Below are 19826 nucleotides of genomic sequence, written 5' to 3'. Positions count from 1 at the left end.
ATCACTACCTGTGATTTTATCGCGATACAACGTCAGCGTGACAGCTTTCTGAGCGAAGCCACTGCCGTGCCGAGGCAGATCCACCAACTTGTAAGTCCTAGCCCCATCCACCAGTCGCCCCGCGTCGGCCGCGGCGCGGGGGCAGCTTCCTCTACCGTTTCCCCACCCACCACGAGCTCACCGGACGGCGGGATGGATGAAGCCTTGAGGGCCGGGTTGAGCGCGGGGTGGCCGTCGATAAGCGTCATCGTGTCAACCGGGGCCGTGGCGGTGTACCAGGAGTGCTGCTCGGCCACGGGCCGAAGCGCCCCAACGTCGGCGGGGAGGCTGGGGACCTGCAGCACCGTCAGTGCGATGGCGACGGCCGGCCAGCGGACGCTTCCTGCCAGTTGGGTGAGCGCGGGGGCTGCAAGGAGCAGCCACTTTTGGCCGTCGCGGAGGAGGCCAAGACCTGGGACAGTGGCGTACAGCCCGCCGAGCGGGAGGAGAGAGCTAAGCGCGAGGGCGAACCCCACCGCCGCCAAGGCGAGGAGATATTTCTCGGCGCGGGCAGTGAGCAGGAAGGCAGCGAGGGCGAGACCCGCGAGCGGAACGTAGATCTCGGGCGTGACCTCGCTGTTCCACATGCCGCCGAGGCCCACGAGTTCAAGCACGGAACTCGGGCGGAACACGTCGGTGGCCGAACCCACAGGTCGGTGGATGAGCGACGGCACCAGCCACGGCAGGCTGAGTCCGAGGGAAAAAACTGCCGTGAAGCGCCGGTTGGTGCTGGTGACAAGGCCTGTTGTGGCGGCGGCGAGGCAACCGGTGGGCGTGAGCGAGGCGGCCCACATAGCAATGGCCTGCGCGCCGGGGAGGTGGCCAAGATAGGCCACGAGTGGGAGCAGCCAGAACGCCGCCACCACGGTCCAGTGCCCCTGGAGCAGCCGCTCCACCGCAAACGGATTCCACATGAGCACAGCCATGGCGGCCACCTCGCCGGTGAGGCTTTTTGCGTTCTTTGTAGCAGCTACGCAACCAGCGATCGCGGAGGCCACAAGGATGAACCGGGCGAGCCACGAGGCGGGAAGAACAAGGCCCGCTAGGGCAAGCACCCCGTCCTGCGGGGCGTTGCGGGCGGCGACCCCCGGCGCGGTGCCAAAGTTCCACGCCGAAAGCGCCGGCGAATTTACCACCACCATGTCGCGGTGGACGAGCACGCCGGGAAACACGAGGAACCACAGGGCGCAGCCGATGAGGAACGTGGCCGCGGCCACGCGGATTACAACACGCGCCTGACCCATAGCCACCCGCCTGCGATGAGGAAGCCGGCACCGGCGATGGTGAGGAGGAACCGGGCAACCTGCAGGGAGCGGTACTGCCGGTACGATTCCTCGGCGCGGGCGAGGGCCTCCTCCCGGGTTGCCTCATCGTAGGCGATGACGGTGCCGTTCACGTCCTCCTTGGCATCCACGATGATCCCCGAGCGTGGCTCGAGGGTGATCTCCCGCATCCGGGGCGAGGACTCCTTGTAGGTGTAATACTTGATCCCATTTTCCTTGGTGGGATCAACGTAATCCAGGGTAGAAGGCTCGCCGGTGAGTGGGTCGAACACCACGTACGAGCGCTCCTCGCTGGGCATGGGGAAGAAGTAGGTGAGGCCCACGTGCGTGGCCTTCTTGGCGGGGAAGCCGGACTTCGGGTCGATGAGGTACGTGCCGGACACGTCCTTATCCACCGCGCCCTGGTAGCGGTCGGTGGCCGTGATCTCCTTGCCCTTGATGGTCACCTCGATGGTGCGAGTCTCACCGTCGCCGGTGAGCTGCACCCGGTAGGGCGCCATCGTGGGGGTGATGAGCGTGGTGAGTAGCCACAACGTGGCCAACAGTGCGGCACCGATGCCGATGAACAGGTTCCTCACCTAGTGCTCCTCTCCCATAAAATGTGGTGTAGCTATGAGTAAATCGTACCTTCCCGCCCTCGATGCTCTCCGCGCCATCTCCGCGCTGGGCATCATGACCACGCACGTTGCCTTCCAATCGGGGCTTGGCGTGCGGGTGGTGGAACGCTTCGATTACTTTGTCGCCGTGTTCTTCGCGCTCTCCGGGTTCCTTTTGTGGTGGCGCTACTCCTCGGGGTGGGCCCGCTACGTGCGCTCCCGCTTCCTCCGCATCGTGCCCGCCTACGTGGCGGTGCTGGTGATCACGTTCAGCGTGTTCAACTCGGCGGGCGTGGGCGCGTTTATAGCCAATTTGTCCTTTGTCCAGATTTTTGTGCCCGGCGCGCTCATGACGGGGCTGACACACCTGTGGACCATGTGTGTGGAGGTGGCGTTTTACGTTATTTTCCCGTTCTTGAAGGAGATCGTAGGCCGGTTGCCCACGCTGCGCCTGCGGGTGGGGGTGGTGGCGCTCGTGGGCGTGGCCTCGCTCGGCTGGGCGTATATTCCCGCGCTGCAGGACGGGTGGGCGGTGAACACCCAGATTTTCCCGCCGGCGTACTGCTCCTGGTACGCGGTGGGTATCATTCTTGCCGAGCTGTTCATGGCCGGAAGGATTCCCCGTGTACCGCTGTGGGCGTGTGGTGTGGTTGCCGGCGTGGCGCTTGTGGCCGGCACCTACCTCGGGCCCGCGGGGCTCACCCACCCCACGCCGGGGCAGTTCGCGGTGCGCATCCTCTTTGGCGCCGTCTTCGCCTGGGCGCTTCTCCACCCGGTGGTGGAGCGTCGCCCGGATGTGCCCGGGTGGATTGGGTTTTTGGGCCGGATCAGCTACTCCATCTTTCTCTGGCACCTGCCCGTGCTCACCGCGATCTACGCGCTCACGCCGATCCCGCTGTTCGGCGGAAAGTTTGTGGCCGTATGGGTGCTCACGTTTCTTTTCACCATCCCGGTGAGCTACGTCAGCTACGAATGGACGGAAAGGCCGTTCCATTCGAGTGGCAAGATGACGCCTGCGCTGCAATAATCTAAAAACATGGCATTGGGGGATGGGTTTTTTCTCACGAGCGGACAATCGACTACACAACGACACTGGGTATCGCACCTGTATAAGTTGGGGAGCGTGACAAAGCTAGCGCGAGGCGTGTACTACGAAACGGCAAGAATACTACGGGCTCACGCCCCAGCAGCGCTTCTATGTGCAGTGCCTGGCCCTGGGGTGCGAAGGGCGAAGCCTTGCCGGACGGTCGGCCGCCTGCTTGTGGGGGTTGCCTATTTCCTCCACCGGAACATTGACTGTTGAGGTGGTGGGAAAGACGGAGCGTACTCGTGCGCGCACTGTGTACCGCCACGTACCTCCTGGTGGAATCGTCTCGGCGGAGGTGAATGGATTCCGAGTTTTGCTCACCTCCCCGCAGCTCACTGTTATCGACATCGCCCGCTGGCACGGAATCGGTGAAGCCGTTCGCGTGGCTGAGGCCGCTTTATACAAGAAGGTAATCGACATGGAGGCATTGGAACGTGCGCTTACGTCGCGCTCGAGGTGCCACAACATGGATCAGGCGCGGGAGGCCATGCGGTTTATTACCGGTTTTTCTGAAAGCCCCGGGAAAGTGACCTCAAAATCGCACTCTTTGAGGCTGGTTACCCGCCTCCGTACCAGCAAGCCGAAATAGTCAGTAGTGACGGTGTCTTCCTTGGCAGAATTGACTTCTTCTATCCGCACTGCTCATTAGGCATCGAATACGACGGCCGCGGCAAGACCTGGGGTGCCTTCGGTGTCGAACCCACCAAGGCGGTGAATAAGGAGAGAAGCCGGGAGCGTGCTTTAGTCAGTGAGGGGGTAGCGCTGATCCGGGTAGATAACGCGTCCTATGTAAGCGGAACCTGGTTAAAACAATTATCCAGACTCATAAACCGATACGGGCCGTTTCCCGAGAAGCAGTGGAGTTCGCCTGGTTTCGCGTGGTTTGCCAAAAGTGGGCACTGAACGGGGTAGTAAGTTTGACCACCTTGTATTTTAAAAAGCGTATCGGCGTTCAGTGCCCACTTTTGGCAACGGGCATACAGGCCCCCAGCGCGACGGCGATGAAAAGTACCACGGCAAGGCTGCCCGCCGGGTAATCGGGGGAGGGCCACGGTGCGAGGGCGAGCCAGATGCCGGGGATCCCCACGCCGAGGGAGATGAGGAGGGTGGGGGACACCCAGCGGGTGAGTGCGTAGCCCGCCACGGCGGCGAGGAACGCCCACGGGCCGAGCGCCGCCCCCACGAGGATGAGTAGGATCCAGGAAGGTAGCCGGAATGGGGCGCGAGCGGGGAATTCCCGCCTTCGCAGCGCGAAGGAAATTATCAACATCGCTGTGAGGAGCACGAGGCCAAAAAGCAGGAGCCGCTGGAAGGTGGCCGTGGGGGCAAAGGTGACCTTTCCACTTCCGCCGGTGAAGCCCTGCTGGCCCGCACCGAGGACGAGGGGGTCGCCGTCGCTTTGGTAGCCGGGGTTGGCCGAGAGGGTGGTTTTGACGAATTCGCCTCCTACGGGGAGTGCGAAGTCCGGGGTGGTGAGTCTCACCCACGGGGCGAGGGTGCTCACCGTGTGCGAGCCTTGGGTGAGGGTGAGAGGGGAGGTGGCGGGGGAGCCGTCGATAAGCACGTGCGCGTCACCCGCGGCGGTGACGGTGACCTCCATGTCGCGCGGGGCGGTGAACTCGCGGGTGAGGCGGCCGGTGCCGGAGAAGACGAATTCCTGCACGTTGGGGGAGGTATCTGGGACGGTGACAATGCGCCGGATGGGGGCGTCGGTGAGGTTGACCTCCGCGAGTCCTCCCCCGTGCGGCTCGACGCGGACGGAGGAAACGCTCTCCGGGAGTGTTATTTTTCCCGAGCCGGTGACGAACTCCCGCCCGCCTGCGGTGACGGTGGCCTCGCCCTTAGTGAGGGCAAGGGAAAGCAGCTTTCCGGGATGGTCGGGATGCAGCTCCAGCCACGTGCCGTACCAGGCGGTATCGGCAAACCCGTCGACGGCGGCGGTGACTGAGTGCTCGGGGTTGGCACCACCGAAGCGGGTGGGGTCCGCCTCGTCGGGGCCGTGCGTGACGTGCCCGCCGGTCTCGCGGACGGCGGTGCGCGGCCCCACGGATGCGTAATCCTTCACCGGGTTCTTTATTCCTGTTGTTTCCCCCGGGGCGAGGATCCCCGAGGTGGCGCCGGTGAGGGTGCCGTAGTTGCGCTCCACGAGGGCGGGGGTGTCGGTGACAATAATTGCGTCGCCTTCCACCAGCTGCCACATTCCCGGCCCGTGGAGGTAATCCAAAAGCGCCACAGATTCCCCGCCGCCGGCGACGGTGACGGGCGTGCCACGGCGCGGGCCGTTATCTGGGTCGATCTCGTACACGCTTAAGGGGCCAAAATCGCGGTGGGGCACGCCGTGAAGGGCCTTCTCCCAGGATTCCTCCGGTTCACGAAGTACCACGTAGCCGATGCCAAAGCCCTCGAGCGCCTCCACGCTGGGGTGGGCCATGATGCCGTCGAGGCCGCGGATGAACTCGGGGTTGTGGATGGGGATCGCGTCGCGGGTGACCCACGGGACGGTGAGCAGCGGCTGAAGCGGTTCGTCGCGGGTCCAGCCCCAGTTCTCCCGGGCAAACGAGCGCTCTGGTGCAAGAAGGGTAGTGGTGTCCGCCGCGTGGGCGTTCACGTAAGCGGCCGCCTCTTGGTAGTACTCCGGCACCTCCTCGTAGGCGCCCTTGGGCGCGAGCTGACCCGACAGGGCGGGGGAGATGGCCACGACGGTGACAAGCCCGAGTGCTACGAACCCGGTGCGGCCCACCCGGTCGACCACCCAGGCAACGCCCACCACCAGCGGGAGGGTAACAAGCGGGGTGAACTTGTGCAGGTTGCGAAACGCCGCGAGCGTTCCATCGAGGAGCGGGGAAGTAAAGGAGAGGGCCACAACGCCGACCACCAGCATCCCCACCCACGGGGAACCGGCGCTCCCCCGCAGCCCCACCGCGGCCACCACCACCGTGGCGAGGATGAGCAGCGGAACCGTAATGAGCAGCACGCCGGCGGTGCGCTCGTTATCCACAAACGGGGCCCAGCTTGTTGTGCCGCGCAGGATCTCCAGCGGGTTGAGCCAGTAGGTGGTGACAAAGGAGGATTCGATGTAATCGGTAAACGGCGGGGCGTATTTCCCCAGGATGAGAAGCGGCCCGATCCACCACACGGACACGCACGTAACGCCCACAAGCCACACGGTAAGGGCCTTCCATGCGCGCCGGGATACGAGCACGAGCCCCGCGGGGACGAGGGCGGCAAGCGTCGCGGTGGCGTTGACCGCGCCCATGCACGCCACGGCGATGACGCTTACAAACGGGCGTGGCCCTTGGCCACGCCCCCGCCCCACCAGCGGCGCGACCGTCCACGGCACGAGCGCCACCACCCACGCCTCGGAGGAGATGGCGCCCACGGTGGTGAGAATGCGGGGACAGAAAGTGTAGAGGAGAGCCGGGAGGAGGGGGTGTCGACAAGCGAGGTTCTTGAGCAGGGCGACGGTGCCCGTGTAGGCGAGGGCAAAAAGCAGCCACCACCACAGGCGCTGCACCACCCACGGCGGGAGGAAACTGAACACCGTGAAGAACAGGCCCTGCGGCCACAGGTAGCCGTAGGCCTGGTTTTGCAGCCCCCACGGGGCGAAGAATTCCACCGCGCCGTGGAGGAACCCCCACGGGTTGACGGTGAGATCGTGTTTGGTATCGGCCACGGTGAGGCCGGGGGATTGGATAAAGGCGATAACGCCTAGCAGGAGGACGACAAGTTTAGTCTCGTGAGCCGTAATCCGGGTTGCCCAGGACGGCGTCGTCGGTAGAAACCGTGTGCTCAACCGTGCTCCCATCCTCAGAGGTCAGCGACACCACGCCGATGACGCCGGCGATGCCCGCAACAAGGCCCACCACGGCGCTTGCCACGGCGGGACCGGCGGTGCGCCTGGTCAAAGACTCGTACGTAAATGGCACTACATTCCCCTTTACACCCGTAACGTGACTCCAATCCTATACCCTTGAGGGGCATCTGGTCGAGCGACCGCGTATTGTGGTGTGCGTTTCTAGCGTTAGGAGATGGGGTGAGCACATGGCAGTGACAACCCGCGCTGTGGTGGCGCTCACCTGCGCATTGACGCTGGCCTCCTGCGCCTCCACCCCGGAGCCGGAGACGGTCACCTCCGTTGCCACCACCACGCAGACGGAGACGGAAACCGTCACCGCCACCGAAGAGGAACTCGTGCCCGTGCCCGCCGATCAGCGCGCGCAGGTCGCCTCCCTCATGACGGTGGGCGTGAAGAACTACGACGATGCCCTCCACGCCCTGCGCGAGGGGGCTGGTGGCATCTTCATCGCCAGCTGGACGGACCCGGCTCTGCTCACCGCCCCGGAGCGCAACCTCGCCGCCCTCAAACGCGAGGTGGGCAGGCCGTTTGCCGTCACTATCGATGCCGAGGGCGGGCGTGTTGTGCGCCAGCCTGAACTCCTCGGTGAGATCCCGGCACCACGCACGATGGCGGACACCTCCTCCGCCGAGGACGTGGAGAACGTGGCCTTCGAGCTGGGGAAGAAGCTCAACAGCTTTGGCATCACCGTCGATTTCGCCCCCGTTCTGGATACGGACGCGGGCCCCAGCGACGGCGCCATCGGAGACCGCTCGTTCAGCCCCGACCCGCAGCGCGCCGCCGAGTACGCCACGGCGTTCGCCCGCGGGCTCGTCCGCGCCGGCGTCACGCCCGTGTTCAAGCATTTCCCGGGCCATGGCCGGGCCACCGGCGATTCCCACACCGGCGAGGTGCACACCCCGCCGCTGGAGGAGCTGGAAAAGCTCGACCTGTTGCCCTACGAGCAGGCGATGACGGAGTTCCCCACCGCCGGTGTCATGGTGGGCCACGTGACGGTGCCGGGGCTCGGTGAGGCGCCAGCCTCCCTCAACCCCCAGGTGTACCGGCTCATCCGCTCGGGCGAGTATCCCGGCGGGGTGCCGTTTGACGGCGTCATTTACACCGATGACCTGTCCAGCATGCACGCCATCTCGGACACGCACTCGGTGCCGGAGGCCGTCATCGCGGCGCTTGTGGCCGGGGCTGATAACGCTTTGTGGGTGTCCACCGATGAACTAGTAGAAACTATAAATGCTGTTAACGCTGCCGTTGACGCGGGCACGTACAGCCGGGAGCAAATGTACGCCTCGGCGCTGCGGGTGGCCCGCTTCAACCACGAAGGGATGTAGATGAAGCGCGTTGGATTGGCCATTGGCCTGTTTCTCCTGCTCCTCCTCGGCCTGTACGGGGTGGACACGGCGCTCGCGCAGGGCACCGTCCCCCGCGGCACCACCGTCGGCGGGGTGACAATCGGCGGCATGAAGCCCGCGGCCGCCCGCGAGAAGCTCGACTCTGCCTTCGCCTACCGGCCCGTCACGGTGAAGGGCAACGATATGCGCGCCACCATCGATCCGGAGGCCGCCGGCCTCGCCCCCGATTGGGACGCCACCATCGCCGCCGCCGGCACGCCCTCCCTCAACCCGATCACCAAGGTCACGAGCTTCTTCACCACCACCGAGGTGCCCATCCAGTCCGAGGTCGACCGCGCACGTTTTAACCCCGCGATGGAGAAGGTCGCCGGTGAACTCACCCGTCAGCCCGCCGACGGTGGTTTGGAGCTTGTCGACGGAAAACCGCACCGCATTGACCCTGTCGTGGGGCAAAACGTCGCCCCCTCCACCGTGGGGGACGCGGTGGTGAGCGGCTGGCTCAACCCCGACGGCGTCGATGTCGACGTAACCGAGGTGCCCCCGGCGATCGGCGACGATGAGATTGACGTCGCCGAGAAGGGCCCCGCCAAAAACGCGCTCGCCGGTGACATCGTCGCCCACGGCACCGACAAGGTCGACGGCATCATCCCCACCGCCCGGATGGGTGAGATCGTCACCTTCGTCCCGCGTGTGGGCGATTCTGCCCACGCGGCCCTAGAAGCCGAAGTTAACGTTGACCGCGCCCGCGAGATCCTCTTTGAAAACCTCCAGACCACGGAGGTCTCCATGAAGAACGCCACCATCACGCTCACCGCCGGCGGCCGCAACGTCACCCCGCACGCCGACGGCACCGTGGTGGACTGGGAGAAAACCCTGGACACGTTCCCCGACCGCGTCACCGGCACCGCCCCCAAGACCTTCGACGTGACCTACAAGCCCGAGCCCGCCACCTTCACCACGGAGGCCGCCAACGCCGCCACCTTCAACGATGTCGTGGGCAGCTTCACCACCGGCGGCTTCTCCGGCCCCAGCGGCACAAACATTGCGCTGGTGGCGCGCACCGTCAACGGTGCCATCGTCGCCCCCGGTGAAACGTTCTCCCTGAACGGCTACACCGGCCCGCGCGGCACCGCCCAGGGCTACGTATCCTCCGGTGTCATCTTGAACGGCCACTCCGACACCGCCGTCGGCGGCGGAATCTCCCAGTTCGCCACCACCTTGTACAACGCCAGCTACTTCTCCGGCATGACGGACATCGCCCACACCCCGCACAGCTACTACATCTCCCGCTACCCCGCGGGCCGCGAGGCCACCGTGTACGAGGGTGCCATTGACCTGGTGTTCCGCAACGATACCCCGGACCCCGTCCTCATCGAGGCCGGCGTGAGCGGCAACGAGGTCACCGTCACGTTCAAGGGCACCAAGTCCCGCAACGTGCAGTCCATCTCCGGCGGCAAGTGGGCCTACACGCAGCCGCAGCCGATGTCCGTCAGCGGTTCCAGCTGCTCGCCGTCGAGCGGCGCGCCGGGCTTCACCACCTCGGATACCCGCATCATCACGGACCTCGCCGGAAACGAAATCGGCCGCGACTCCACCACTACGGTGTATGACCCGGTGCCGATCGTTCGCTGCTCCTAGCAGCGGCTTCGGCCTGCCCGTTTCTCGGGCTCGTGCCCCGACACTTGCCCTCGCAAAGTTCCAGTAATTTACTGGAACTTTGCGAGGGTGCGGTTGTTAAAAGCCCAGGTGGAGAAAATAGAGTTCCAGTAATTTACTGGAACTCTGCGGCGGGTCTGGTGACAGGCAGCGGGGCACCGAGCTTGCACATGACGCGTGGATATTGCAGCAGTCCTTCTCACCTGATACACGAAAGACGTGGAAGAGGGTGTGGCGGAGGTCGCTGAGAATGCCGGAATTGACCTGTCTAGCGTGGTCGGGGACCTAAATATGATTGCCGCCGGTGCAGGGGCATGAAGGGAACGGCGGCGCGCTTCGCTGAAATGCGATGTCTATTCGTCCCCGTGCGGGTAGTCGCCGCGGAAAACGTGGAATCCGGCAGCTGTTAAAAAGGCTGCTCCAAAAAAGACTAGCCACGCCAGGGGCCCATCGATGAGCTTTGCAACTACGAGCACCACAAATGCGAGTAGGAGCAATCCGCAGCCGTATAGCCGGTCCTTAACCATGCTGTGAATGTAAGGCACGGGGGCCCGGACCGCCACCGGAAGCGGGGGTAAAGTTCTCACACCTCCCCACTAGTGTGTAACGCATGGTACTATGTTAGGCATGGTAGAAAAACACGGTGCCGGCATGGATTCCCAGCTGCGCAAAGGGGTGCTCGAGCTCGTGGTCCTTACACTCCTCGAGCGCGAGCCCACCTACGGTGGGGCGCTCCTCGATCATCTCAAAGGAAACGAGGAGCTCGCCGTCAGTCAGGGCACGCTCTACCCGCTGCTCGCGCGCCTGAGAAAGGCCGGCTACCTCGATATTTCGTGGGAACCCTCGCCCAGCGGTCCGCCGCGCAAAATCTACGCGGTGACCGACTCCGGCCGGGCCCACCTCCACCGACTCACAGATCTTTGGAACAGTTTCAGCGCCGCCGTTTCGGCGCTTATCAGATAAGGAAAATCATGGATAACATTCTCGGCGTCTTCGGCGCCCGCCTCAGCTCCTTCGAGCCGGAAAACCCCTCGTGGCTCATCGCCAAACCGTACGGCCTCGGCTGGAACCTGAACCTGGGTAAGGTTGCCGTCGCCACCGGCCTCATTCGCCCCGACGATTCCCTCCCGGACCTGGAAGAACACATCCCGGCCCGGGTCTCCACGGCGCTCACGTGGGCCCCGCTCGCCGGTGCCGCCGTCGCCGCCGTCGCTGGCCACTTCGTGGGCATGCGCGATACCTTGCTCCCCACCCACTGGGGCATTGACCTGCGCCCGGACCGTCTTATCAAGGCCCGCCCCGCCGCCGCCGTCCCGGTCCTTCTCTCCGTTGGTCTTGCCACCTGGATGCTTATCGACGCCCGCCAAAACCGCAAAGTGGACACCTCACTGTCTGCTCAAACACTCGGGATCGAGGTCTTTTGCCTGGCGGCCCTTGCCGAGCTCGCCCGGTACACCGAGGGCGACGAATCCCCGGCCTGGGGCATCGGTCTCGGTGTCCTCGCCATCCCCGCCACCGCCCTCGGCGTGCTGGTGGGCACGGTGAACGCGGCACTGGGCAATATCCCCGCGGAGGCGTAGGGAGCACTACAAAACAAGCCGCGAGTTGTAGTCGATCGTTCGCTTCGGCGGGAGGCGGAAGTAGCCGATCGGCTGGGCCTGGTTCTGGTACAGGAAGAAGAACACCTTCTTGCGCCACGTCATCATCTCGGTGTTGTCGCCGGGGACGAGGCTCAGCCTGCCGGTGTAGTAGAACGGCTTCTCGTCCACGCGCACGCCCTGCTTGCGGATGAGCGGGATAGCCGCCGCAATATCGGGGGTCTCAAAAAACCCGTAGTTCAAGGTGAGACGGGTGATGTGCGGATCGTTGCAGATGGTGTCCACGGTCACCCGCTGCGAGCGGAGCACCCGCGGCCAGCTTGTGGTGATGACGCGAATGACGATGACGTTTTCGTGCAGGACGTGGTTGAACCGCACGTTGGTTTCCAGTGCTGCCGGCGGGGTTTCCTGGTTGAGGTGCAGGTAGATGGCTGTACCGGGCACCGTTGCCACGTTTTTCTCACGTAGCCCGGCGATGAACTCGTCCCAGCCGGGGGTGATCTCGTTGCGGCGGTTGAACAGCATCCGCAGCCCGTGGCGCCACGTCACCATGGTGAACACGAGGACAGTGCCGATGGTGAGCGGGATCCAGCCACCGAGCAGCAGCTTGATGGCGTTGGCGGAAAATAGGACGAGCTCGATGGATCCGAGCCCAACGGCGAAGAGGACGAGCTGCCACTTCTTCCAGTGGCGTACCGTCGCCGCGTACCAGGTGAATAGCGAGGTGGTCATGAGGAACGTGCCGGTGACGGCGAGGCCGTAGGCCGTGGCCAACCGTGCAGAAGATTGGAACACCAAAAGCAGCGTCATGACACCGGCGAACAGTAGCCAGTTCACCGCCGGGATGTAGATCTGGCCCCGCTCCTTGTGGGAGGTCTGCTTGATGTTGAGGCGTGGCAAAAGCCCCAGGGACTGGGCCTGCTTAGATACGGAATAGGCGCCGGTGATAACGGCCTGGGCGGCGATAACTGTGGCCAGGGTGGAAACCACAACCAGCGGGATCTTTGCCCACTCGGGCGCCATAAGGAAGAACGGGTTGGAAATGCGCTCCGGGTAGGCCACGAGCATGGCTGCCTGCCCCAGGTAGTTGAGCAGCAGCGAAGGGAGCACTAGTGCGAGCCACGCGTGGCGGATGGGGGCTTTGCCAAAGTGGCCGATGTCGGCATACAGTGCCTCAGCGCCGGTGACCGCGAGCACCACGGAGCCAAAGGATAGGAATGCGAGCCCTGGGTTGTGAAGGATGAAGCTCACGGCGTAGGTGGGGGACAAGGCGAGGAAGATCGCCGGGTGGATGACTATCTGTGCTACTCCCAGCGCCGCGAGGATGATGAACCAGGCGACCATGACCGGCCCGAAGGCGCGTGCGACCACGGCGGTGCCGAACCGCTGGGCCACAAACAGCACGATGAGGATCGCGGCCCCGAGCGGCACCACGAGGTGTGTGAGCTGCGGGTTAATCACGCCCACGCCCTCGATGGCGCTCATGACGGAAACAGCAGGGGTGATGACGGAGTCGCCGTAGAACAGGCTGGCACCCACGATGCCGAGCGCCAGCGCCCACGGCTTGTGGTTCTTGATAGAGCGGTAGACCAGCTCCGTCAGGGCGAGGATGCCGCCCTCGCCGCCGTTGTCGGCGCTCATGACAAAGCGCACGTATTTCACCGTGACGATGATGATGAGCGCCCACACGATGGTGGACACGATGCCGTAGATGTGCTCAGGTGTCGGCGCGATAGCGCCATGTTCCAGGGAAAACACGGACTGAAGCGTGTAGAGCGGGCTCGTGCCAATGTCACCAAAGACAACGCCCAGCGCTGCTACAGTGGCAGCAATTCTTGCGCCCTTATTCGGGTGCATGAGGCTCTGCTTTTGCATGAGCAGAAATCATACGCCGGAATAACCGCAAGGGAAACTGGAATGATAAGTACTGGGCAAAAGGGAAAATTGGGTGTTTTCAGGGGTTTATTTATTATTCGGCGGGGCGAATGTGGGTGGGGAACCGCATAGACTACACGGAAAGAGCCCGTCACATGCGGTGATGAATGTGTCTTGGATATAAGAGTTGGGGGGCGGTGGCTAAAAGGTGACGAGTTGCCCGTTGTGTGCCAGGGCTTAAGCTTGTAGCTATGAGTTCCGAAACCGTTCGCACCCGCCACATCGGGGATCTGCGCATTGATGATCACACCCTCACCGTCCCGCTGGATTGGAACAATCCTGCCGATGGCCGCACCATCGATATCTTCGCCTCCGTGGTCACTCGTCCCGGTGGCGAGGATCTGCCGTACCTCACGTTCCTTCAAGGCGGTCCCGGCTGCGAGGCGCCGCGCGTGACGCACGGCCCGACCACCCCGGACTGGCTCGACGTGGCCCTCGAGCATTACCGCGTCGTCATGCTTGACCAGCGCGGCACGGGCAACTCCACCCCGGTGGGGGACAAGGACCTCTCCAAGGGGGCGGCTTTCCTTGCCGAATACCTCACCCACCTGCGTGCGGATTCCATCGTCGAAGATGCCGAGGCGCTGCGCGAGCACCTGGGCGCGAAACAGTGGAACACCCTCGGCCAGTCCTTCGGTGGGTTCACAACGCTGGCGTACCTCACCAAACACGCCGAAAGCCTGGATAATGTGTACTTCACCGGCGGCCTGTCCGCCGTCGGCCACCACCCGGACGACGTGTACGGCCTGTGCTACGAGAAGATGCGCGCCTACTCCGAGGCCTACTACCGCCGTTTCCCCGAGCACCGCGACGTGGTCCGCTCACTTGTTGGCATGGCCGAGCGCGGCGAGATCGTCCTGCCGTCCGGTGAGGTTGTCTCGCCGTCGCGCATCCGTTCTCTGGGACATATTCTTGGCGCCGATAACGGCTGGATTACCCTCCATAACCTGCTCGAACGTGACCCGCGCACCAACGCGTTCCTCTACGATCTTGAGCACGCGCTCCCGTTCGGCGGCCGCGATATTCTCTACTACGTCATCCACGAGTCGAGCTACTCCGACGGTTTCGTCACCGACTGGTCCGCCGAGCGCACGTTCCCAGATGCTTTCCGCGGGGATCCCACCCTCCTCACCGGCGAACACGTGCGCCGCGAGTGGGCGGACACGGTCCCGGCGTTCCAGCCGTGGAAGGAAGTCATCGATAAGATCGCACAGGTCAAGTGGCCGAAGCTGTACGATGCCGAGGTGCTAAGGAACTCGGGTGCCACCGGTGCCGCCGCGGTCTACGTCAACGATTGCTACGTCCCGCTCGAGTTCTCCCTCGAGACCTCGCGGCTCCTGCCCGGCGTGAAGACGTACGTGACGAGCCTCCACGAGCACAACGGCCTCCGCGCCTCCGGCGGTGCCGTCCTGCGCCACTTGATCGACCTCGCCCACGGTAGGAAGGTCCGCTAAGTGCGGTTTTCCTCCCGCGTTTCGGTAACCGAGCCGAACCGCATCGCCAAGGCGCGCACGCCAGACGTTGTTGACGCCAGCGATTCCAATCCCACCCACCATGGCCTCGCGCCCAGGCGCTACGCCGCCGATCCGCGTGGGGCTCGCGCCGCGCGTGAGCAGCTTGCCGCGTTTATCGGCGCGCGTGACGGAAGGACGGTCGATCCGGACCGCCTCTACCTCGTCAGTTCCACCTCGCAGGCCTACGCGTGGCTGACGAAGCTGCTGTGCGACCCGGGCGACACACTCCTCGTCCCGCGCCCGGGCTACCCGCTCGTCGATTCGCTCGCCGCGCTGGAAACGGTGGGCACGCAAAGTTACCGTCTCGAGTGGGCCGGTTCCTGGCTTGTCGACGCTTTGTCCCTCACCCCCTCACCTTCCGCGCGTGGGGTGGTGCTCATCAACCCGAACAACCCGACCGGCTCGTACCTGTCCGGCGGTGAGTTGGACTTCTTCGCGAGCCTCGGCCTGCCGCTCATCGCCGACGAGGTGTTCTTCGAGTTCCCGCTGGATGATGCGGTGGAGCGCCACCGCATCGCCGGCGAGGACCGCGTCCTCACCTTCGCGTTGGACGGCATGTCCAAGAACCTTGCGGCCCCGTACGCCAAGCTCGGGTGGATCGAGGTCTCTGGCCCCGGCGATCAGGTGGAGGAGGCGCTGAAGCGCTTGGACATCATCGCCGATGCGTACCTGCCGGTGGGTGACCTCATCCTCGACCACCTGCCCGCCATGCTCGAGGCGATCCCCTCCCAGCAGGCCCGCGTGCGCGAGCGCGTGAGGGGCAACCTGGAGGCCCTGAAGGCGCTGGCCAGCGGCGTTGTCACGGTGTACCCGCCGGAGGGCGGGTGGAATGTGCTCCTGCGTTTTCCCGATGTCATCGACGAGGAAGACCTCGTGGTGAGGCTCATCCAGGAGGAACGCGTCACAGTCCAGCCGGGCTTCTTCTTTGATATGCGGGTGCCGGGCTTTGTCAGCCTCTCCCTGCTCTTGGAGCCGGACGCATTCGCCAATGCAGCGCGGCGAATCCTGCAGGTGATCGAGGAGGTCAGCCTATAGGCCCTGGGTCAGCGGATCTCTAAACCTCCTTTGCTTTTCAAATGTGAAGTAGTCGATGCAATCGTCGCGGGTCACCTTGTTTTGTGGCCAATCTCTTTGCTGGTCAAGCCACGGCTTCTCCGGCGGTGTGTGGAGTGGATGTTTGGAGGATATTGATTTGCTTTCCGGCAGGCAGACTGCTCGTGTCATAGCACAGAGCTTCCGCACGCCGATCGCTACTCGCGTAATGCTGAATCCCCTCAACCACTCGGCGGTCCAGTGGCTTTCTTGGGCCACGTAGTCGTAGTAAAGCTCAGCAGAACTACTTTCAATGCCCAGAATTCGCTCAACCATGTACGTAGCTGTCTCTGCCTCAAACTCCTTCATCTGGTCTGGAATCATCACCCGGTTGCGATCCGATTCCTTCCCCCTCTTATCCTCGTTGCGCGCACGAAGTGGGCCGAGGTGTCCAAGGATGACATGGGCGAATTCGTGGATCAGTATCTCGAACTCGCTGATGTTGGTGAGTTGCGGGTAGTAGCGAACAAGGAAATTCAGGTTGTAATGGGTTTCGCTGTTGCCAGCCTGAATGACCTTTACTCCTCGGTCCTCGCGGCGTGCTTCCCCCACGAGGTCTGAAGTCAACTCGTAGGGATCAATATCGATGGCGAAGCGGTACGCATTCCTTTTCAGCCAGTAAGAAAGCGCGGAAGGTTGTGTGGTTGGCTGAACAAACTCAAAGGGTGGGATCTCTTCCCGGTGCAGGGCGAGTTGTCCCTTGGGCTCGACGGATACCGTTTCGTTGACATCCCACGCCGGTTGCTGGCCACTTTCGAGTCCTGGGCAATGGACATAGACGGGAGTGGCAAGCGGAAGATCCTGTAGCTGGAATCGTTGAAGGTACCTGCTGGTGAGGCCGTAGGAGGCGGACAGAGGTTTTGTCAGCGTGAACGTGGCTGCGTCGAGTGGGGAGAGGAAGCGTGAGCGCTTGATGATGGAGTCGATCATGCGGACAAACGCCGACTCGTTGTGGTCCTGCTCTCTCATCGCTCGCGTGAACTTGTAGAAGTGTGCGTCCATGGTGCCACTTGGAACCATCATGCTGGTTGTCCTTTCTCTTATTTCATGGGAATTTACGCCTCGTGACACCCGCTTTCGCGAGCGTGGGGGAACACATGTTCGAATTTTGGGGTATAAAAATCCCATGAGGAAATTTTCTTTCTTTCAATTATAGAAAAAGTCTCAGTGCTAAATAGTCGAACTACTCTCATTTGGGGGTGCTTGCAAGAACGCGGCCGTGGTTGATAACTGGTGTCGTCAGACTGTCGCTCGAAGAATGTCGGCTGCTCGCAGGGGCGGGTAGAAAGTTGACAAGCAAAAGCGCCGAACAAATTGGTCGTTCGGCGCCTTCGCGGTGAGCTAGTTCAGCTCGTAATCGGGCTGGTCGATGCGCAGCTCGGAGTACTTGGTCTCGGGGATGGAGGCGGTGTAGGGCTGGCCCACGGGGTGCCAGGAAAGATCCTCGCCGCAGCGGACGTCCTGGTTGTCGGTGTCCAGCACGATGAATCCCCACACGAGCCTGCCCTGCGTGTGCGGGGCGAGGGTGTAGGGGCCCACAACCTGCTTGAACTTCCAGTGGATCTGGTTGACGTAGGTGAACCCGAACGCGTTGGTGGCAAACTTCGCCAGCTCACCGGTGGCCTTCGCCTTGGCAGAAACCTCGGTCGTCTGCGTGCGGGTCTGCGTCACCGTGTGCTTCACCGGCACCGGCTCGCTATCAAAGTTGGCCACGCTCACGGCGTCGGTCTGGTTGAACCAGCGCTGCTTGGCGGTTACGTACGTGCCGTTTTCACCCGGCGTCGCGCAGTGGAAACCCGGCGTGTAGTCGGTGTTCCAACGCTGCGGGAGCTCAAAGTCGATGGGGTCGGCGGAGGCGGTAGCCGCGGGGAGAGCCATGATCGCCGCCACCGCCAGTGCGATGAGGCGCCTCATTTAGAACTCCTGCTTGCCGTTGTCGCGCGTGGAGATCTGCACGTGGCGCTCCTTGGGCAGGGTGGCGGTGAAGTAATCGCCGGTGCCCTGCCACGTGTGGTCGGAGCCGCACACGGTGTGCTGGCCGCGGAAATCGGAGACAATCCAGCCGGCGCGGAGCACGGCGGTCTTGCCGGGCTTGACGTTGTACGGCCCGATCTGCTCACCCACGGTGTAGCTCTGGGAATCGGTGTAGCTGGTGGAGAAGGAGAAGTGGATGAGCTGCAGGATGGGGAAGTCCACGCCGGCGGACACGTTCCACGTCTTGGTCTTGGTCTCCTGCACGGTGCGGGTGAGCGGCAGCGGCTCGTCGTTGAAGTTGGACACGGTCCACGTGCCGGCGGAGCCGTCGAAGTAGGTGCGGGTGATGTCGATGGTCTGGCCGCGGTCACCGGGGTTGGTGCAGGCCGCGCCGATAGTGGTGGGGTTGGCGGTGCCGAGGTCGCGGACGGGTAGGGCCTGGGCGGCGGGGATGCCCGCCACGAGGGTGGCGGCAGTGGCGGCGGAGGCAATGAGACGGCGGATGAACATGGTGAGCTCCTTTGAAGCAACAGGTGGGGGGATTAGTAGTTGGATTGGGTGGGCACGGGCAGGGTGGCGTAGGTGTCCGGGGTGATGTCCACCACGCGGGTGGAGCCGTCCTTAGACGTGACTGTCGCCTCGGCCCAGAATCCGCTCGGCGCGGAGGACTGCGGGTAGTTGGACACCAGGGAATAGGTGCCGTCGGTTCCGCAGTGCACCTCGCGGTAGTTGATGCGGGTCATGGTGGTGCCGTACTCCACGCGCACGCGGTCGCCGGGGGCCAGGTCAACGCCCTTGAGCTTGGTTCCCACGGGCATGTACGCCCGCTGGACGGCGCCAACGGAGTTGAGCCAGCCGACGGGCACGTGGCCCGTGTTGCCGTTCCAGTTGGTGTACTGGTAGTTTTCGGCGCCAACGACGTGGTCGGTCACCGGGTGGTACTCGTAGTCGCCCTTGGACCAGTTCATGAAGTCCTGGGAGTACCCGGGCTTACGGAAGGTGGGCGCCACGGCCGTGATGTCGAGGGGGTACCACCGTGGGTCGCTGGCTGAGCACGTCTCGCCCTCTTCCGGCCACGAGGGGTCCTTGTCTAGCTTGTCGACGGGTTCAACCACCGTATCCCGGACCGGATCGGCGATCTTTTCCAGGCTGGGGCCGGAAACCGAATTGTACGTTCCCTCGATCGGCCGGCTGTTGGCGGACGGGGAGCGGCTGGGGATCTCGAGCGCGAGGTCGGAGATGGAGCCGTCGGCGCGAATGATGTAGGCGAACGCGTAGCGCTCGGCGGGGCCGGTGCCGCGGATGACGTTGGCGGAGGGCCCGTTGCGCAGCACGCCGTTATCGCAGGTGACAAACATGGAGATGAAATCCTTCTCCACGGTGCCGTACTCCACGCGCAGCGATTCGCCGGGCTTAAGGTTGACCGGTCCCACGGTCTCGCCCTCGGTCCAGCCGTTGGACAGCTTGAGGCCGATGTCGCTCTTCGCGGTGGTCTGCCAGCCGTTGGGGAGGCTCGCCGCCGAATTGGCCTTGATCTCGTGGTTGACACCGGTCTCCACGGTCGCCGTGTAGGGCACGGTCTGCTGCGTGCGGTTGGTGAACTGCAGCGTGCCGTCCGAGAGGTAGCGCCGGGCGGTTTCGCCGAAGTGCCACTCGGGGTAGCCCTCGGCGTGTGCGGATGCCTCGGTACAGGTGGAGTACAGGTTGGCGATGGGGTAGCCCTGCGGCAGCGGCGGAATGTCGGCGGCCTGGGCGGCAGGCGCGAGGGCGAGTGCAGCGAGAGCGACGGCACCCACCAACGCCCGGAATGCCCGGCGCTGTTGCGTGAACGCCATGGTGGAACCGTC

18 protein-coding genes are annotated in these 19826 nt (G+C 63.8%); 8 read left to right on the top strand and 10 right to left on the bottom strand.

The annotated features are described in order from the left end of the window. Positions 1-32: 32 nt before the first annotated feature. On the bottom strand, positions 33-1283 hold the full coding sequence (locus tag HMPREF1219_RS07735; RefSeq protein WP_016458340.1) for an MmpA family trehalose lipid delivery protein: 1251 nt from the start codon (positions 1281-1283) through the stop codon (positions 33-35). Then, on the bottom strand, positions 1262-1900 hold the full coding sequence (locus tag HMPREF1219_RS07730; RefSeq protein ID WP_016458339.1) for a porin PorA family protein: 639 nt from the start codon (positions 1898-1900) through the stop codon (positions 1262-1264). Before HMPREF1219_RS07730 ends, HMPREF1219_RS07735 begins: the two co-directional genes overlap by 22 nt. 34 nt (positions 1901-1934) lie before the next feature. On the opposite strand from HMPREF1219_RS07730, the gene HMPREF1219_RS07725 reads away from it, so the two are divergent. Together HMPREF1219_RS07725 and HMPREF1219_RS12225 are read left to right on the top strand one after the other, a co-directional pair. Beyond that, positions 1935-2945: an acyltransferase family protein gene (locus HMPREF1219_RS07725; protein ID WP_016458338.1), complete on the top strand. Its 1011-nt coding sequence runs from the start codon at positions 1935-1937 to the stop codon at positions 2943-2945. Between the two features lie 355 nt (positions 2946-3300). Then, on the top strand, positions 3301-3594 hold the full coding sequence (locus tag HMPREF1219_RS12225) for a hypothetical protein (RefSeq protein WP_156823268.1): 294 nt from the start codon (positions 3301-3303) through the stop codon (positions 3592-3594). Positions 3595-3957: 363 nt separating this feature from the next. Here HMPREF1219_RS12225 and HMPREF1219_RS07715 read toward each other — a convergent pair whose 3' ends face one another. Beyond that, positions 3958-6798, bottom strand: coding sequence for an alpha-(1->3)-arabinofuranosyltransferase domain-containing protein (locus HMPREF1219_RS07715; RefSeq protein WP_245554430.1), 2841 nt, complete (start codon positions 6796-6798; stop codon positions 3958-3960). Continuing rightward, positions 6734-6931 (bottom strand): DUF2613 domain-containing protein, encoded by a 198-nt coding sequence (locus HMPREF1219_RS07710; RefSeq protein WP_016458335.1) that lies wholly within the window; start codon positions 6929-6931, stop codon positions 6734-6736. The genes HMPREF1219_RS07715 and HMPREF1219_RS07710 overlap by 65 nt, the downstream gene beginning before the upstream one ends. A 115-nt stretch (positions 6932-7046) precedes the next feature. On the opposite strand from HMPREF1219_RS07710, the gene HMPREF1219_RS12840 reads away from it, so the two are divergent. Then, the gene (locus tag HMPREF1219_RS12840; protein ID WP_016458334.1) at positions 7047-8189 is read left to right on the top strand and encodes a glycoside hydrolase family 3 N-terminal domain-containing protein; all 1143 of its coding nucleotides are present in this window, start codon (positions 7047-7049) and stop codon (positions 8187-8189) included. Then, positions 8190-9848: a VanW family protein gene (locus HMPREF1219_RS12835; RefSeq protein WP_016458333.1), complete on the top strand. Its 1659-nt coding sequence runs from the start codon at positions 8190-8192 to the stop codon at positions 9846-9848. Positions 9849-10219: 371 nt separating this feature from the next. Here HMPREF1219_RS12835 and HMPREF1219_RS07695 read toward each other — a convergent pair whose 3' ends face one another. Then, positions 10220-10393: a hypothetical protein gene (locus HMPREF1219_RS07695; protein WP_156823267.1), complete on the bottom strand. Its 174-nt coding sequence runs from the start codon at positions 10391-10393 to the stop codon at positions 10220-10222. 91 nt (positions 10394-10484) lie between these two features. On the opposite strand from HMPREF1219_RS07695, the gene HMPREF1219_RS07690 reads away from it, so the two are divergent. Both HMPREF1219_RS07690 and HMPREF1219_RS07685 read left to right on the top strand, forming a co-directional pair. Next, entirely contained in the window at positions 10485-10829 is a 345-nt protein-coding gene (locus tag HMPREF1219_RS07690; RefSeq protein ID WP_016458332.1) for a PadR family transcriptional regulator, read from the top strand. 8 nt (positions 10830-10837) lie between these two features. Then, positions 10838-11446 (top strand): hypothetical protein, encoded by a 609-nt coding sequence (locus HMPREF1219_RS07685; protein WP_016458331.1) that lies wholly within the window; start codon positions 10838-10840, stop codon positions 11444-11446. 6 nt (positions 11447-11452) lie between these two features. Here HMPREF1219_RS07685 and HMPREF1219_RS07680 read toward each other — a convergent pair whose 3' ends face one another. Next, positions 11453-13339, bottom strand: a complete 1887-nt coding sequence (locus tag HMPREF1219_RS07680) for a potassium transporter Kup (protein WP_016458330.1) — start codon at positions 13337-13339, stop codon at positions 11453-11455. Positions 13340-13590: 251 nt separating this feature from the next. Here HMPREF1219_RS07680 and HMPREF1219_RS07675 point away from each other — a divergent pair, with 251 nt between their 5' ends. Together HMPREF1219_RS07675 and HMPREF1219_RS07670 are read left to right on the top strand one after the other, a co-directional pair. After that, positions 13591-14853, top strand: coding sequence for an alpha/beta fold hydrolase (locus tag HMPREF1219_RS07675; RefSeq protein ID WP_016458329.1), 1263 nt, complete (start codon positions 13591-13593; stop codon positions 14851-14853). After that, the gene (locus tag HMPREF1219_RS07670; protein WP_016458328.1) at positions 14854-15948 is read left to right on the top strand and encodes a pyridoxal phosphate-dependent aminotransferase; all 1095 of its coding nucleotides are present in this window, start codon (positions 14854-14856) and stop codon (positions 15946-15948) included. On the opposite strand, the gene HMPREF1219_RS07665 is transcribed toward HMPREF1219_RS07670, so the two are convergent. From HMPREF1219_RS07665 to HMPREF1219_RS07650, 4 genes are all read right to left on the bottom strand, one after another. Further along, on the bottom strand, positions 15943-17028 hold the full coding sequence (locus HMPREF1219_RS07665; RefSeq protein WP_016458327.1) for a hypothetical protein: 1086 nt from the start codon (positions 17026-17028) through the stop codon (positions 15943-15945). The genes HMPREF1219_RS07670 and HMPREF1219_RS07665 overlap by 6 nt on opposite strands. 318 nt (positions 17029-17346) lie before the next feature. Beyond that, entirely contained in the window at positions 17347-17919 is a 573-nt protein-coding gene (locus HMPREF1219_RS07660) for a hypothetical protein (protein ID WP_016458326.1), read from the bottom strand. Continuing rightward, positions 17920-18489, bottom strand: a complete 570-nt coding sequence (locus tag HMPREF1219_RS07655) for a hypothetical protein (protein ID WP_016458325.1) — start codon at positions 18487-18489, stop codon at positions 17920-17922. Positions 18490-18521: 32 nt separating this feature from the next. After that, positions 18522-19814 carry a hypothetical protein gene (locus HMPREF1219_RS07650; RefSeq protein ID WP_016458324.1) on the bottom strand — a complete coding sequence of 431 codons (1293 nt, stop codon included), beginning with the start codon at positions 19812-19814 and terminating at the stop codon, positions 18522-18524. Between the last annotated feature and the right edge of the window lie 12 nt (positions 19815-19826).

This window comes from Corynebacterium pyruviciproducens ATCC BAA-1742 (genome assembly GCF_000411375.1).
GTDB lineage: Bacteria > Actinomycetota > Actinomycetes > Mycobacteriales > Mycobacteriaceae > Corynebacterium > Corynebacterium pyruviciproducens.
The sequence above is the reverse complement of the archived record's forward strand: the minus strand, read 5'-3'. Positions and strand labels throughout refer to the sequence as shown.

Excerpts from the sequence above, each read along its gene's own strand:
- HMPREF1219_RS07735 (WP_016458340.1), bottom strand. The coding sequence starts at position 1,283 with ATGGGTCAGGCGCGTGTTGTAATCCGCGTGGCCGCGGCCACGTTCCTC.
- HMPREF1219_RS07725 (WP_016458338.1), top strand. The coding sequence starts at position 1,935 with ATGAGTAAATCGTACCTTCCCGCCCTCGATGCTCTCCGCGCCATCTCC.
- HMPREF1219_RS12840 (WP_016458334.1), top strand. The coding sequence starts at position 7,047 with ATGGCAGTGACAACCCGCGCTGTGGTGGCGCTCACCTGCGCATTGACG.
- HMPREF1219_RS12835 (WP_016458333.1), top strand. The coding sequence starts at position 8,190 with ATGAAGCGCGTTGGATTGGCCATTGGCCTGTTTCTCCTGCTCCTCCTC.
- HMPREF1219_RS07695 (WP_156823267.1), bottom strand. The coding sequence starts at position 10,393 with ATGGTTAAGGACCGGCTATACGGCTGCGGATTGCTCCTACTCGCATTT.
- HMPREF1219_RS07690 (WP_016458332.1), top strand. The coding sequence starts at position 10,485 with ATGTTAGGCATGGTAGAAAAACACGGTGCCGGCATGGATTCCCAGCTG.
- HMPREF1219_RS07685 (WP_016458331.1), top strand. The coding sequence starts at position 10,838 with ATGGATAACATTCTCGGCGTCTTCGGCGCCCGCCTCAGCTCCTTCGAG.
- HMPREF1219_RS07680 (WP_016458330.1), bottom strand. The coding sequence starts at position 13,339 with ATGCAAAAGCAGAGCCTCATGCACCCGAATAAGGGCGCAAGAATTGCT.
- HMPREF1219_RS07675 (WP_016458329.1), top strand. The coding sequence starts at position 13,591 with ATGAGTTCCGAAACCGTTCGCACCCGCCACATCGGGGATCTGCGCATT.
- HMPREF1219_RS07665 (WP_016458327.1), bottom strand. The coding sequence starts at position 17,028 with ATGATGGTTCCAAGTGGCACCATGGACGCACACTTCTACAAGTTCACG.
- HMPREF1219_RS07660 (WP_016458326.1), bottom strand. The coding sequence starts at position 17,919 with ATGAGGCGCCTCATCGCACTGGCGGTGGCGGCGATCATGGCTCTCCCC.
- HMPREF1219_RS07655 (WP_016458325.1), bottom strand. The coding sequence starts at position 18,489 with ATGTTCATCCGCCGTCTCATTGCCTCCGCCGCCACTGCCGCCACCCTC.
- HMPREF1219_RS07650 (WP_016458324.1), bottom strand. The coding sequence starts at position 19,814 with ATGGCGTTCACGCAACAGCGCCGGGCATTCCGGGCGTTGGTGGGTGCC.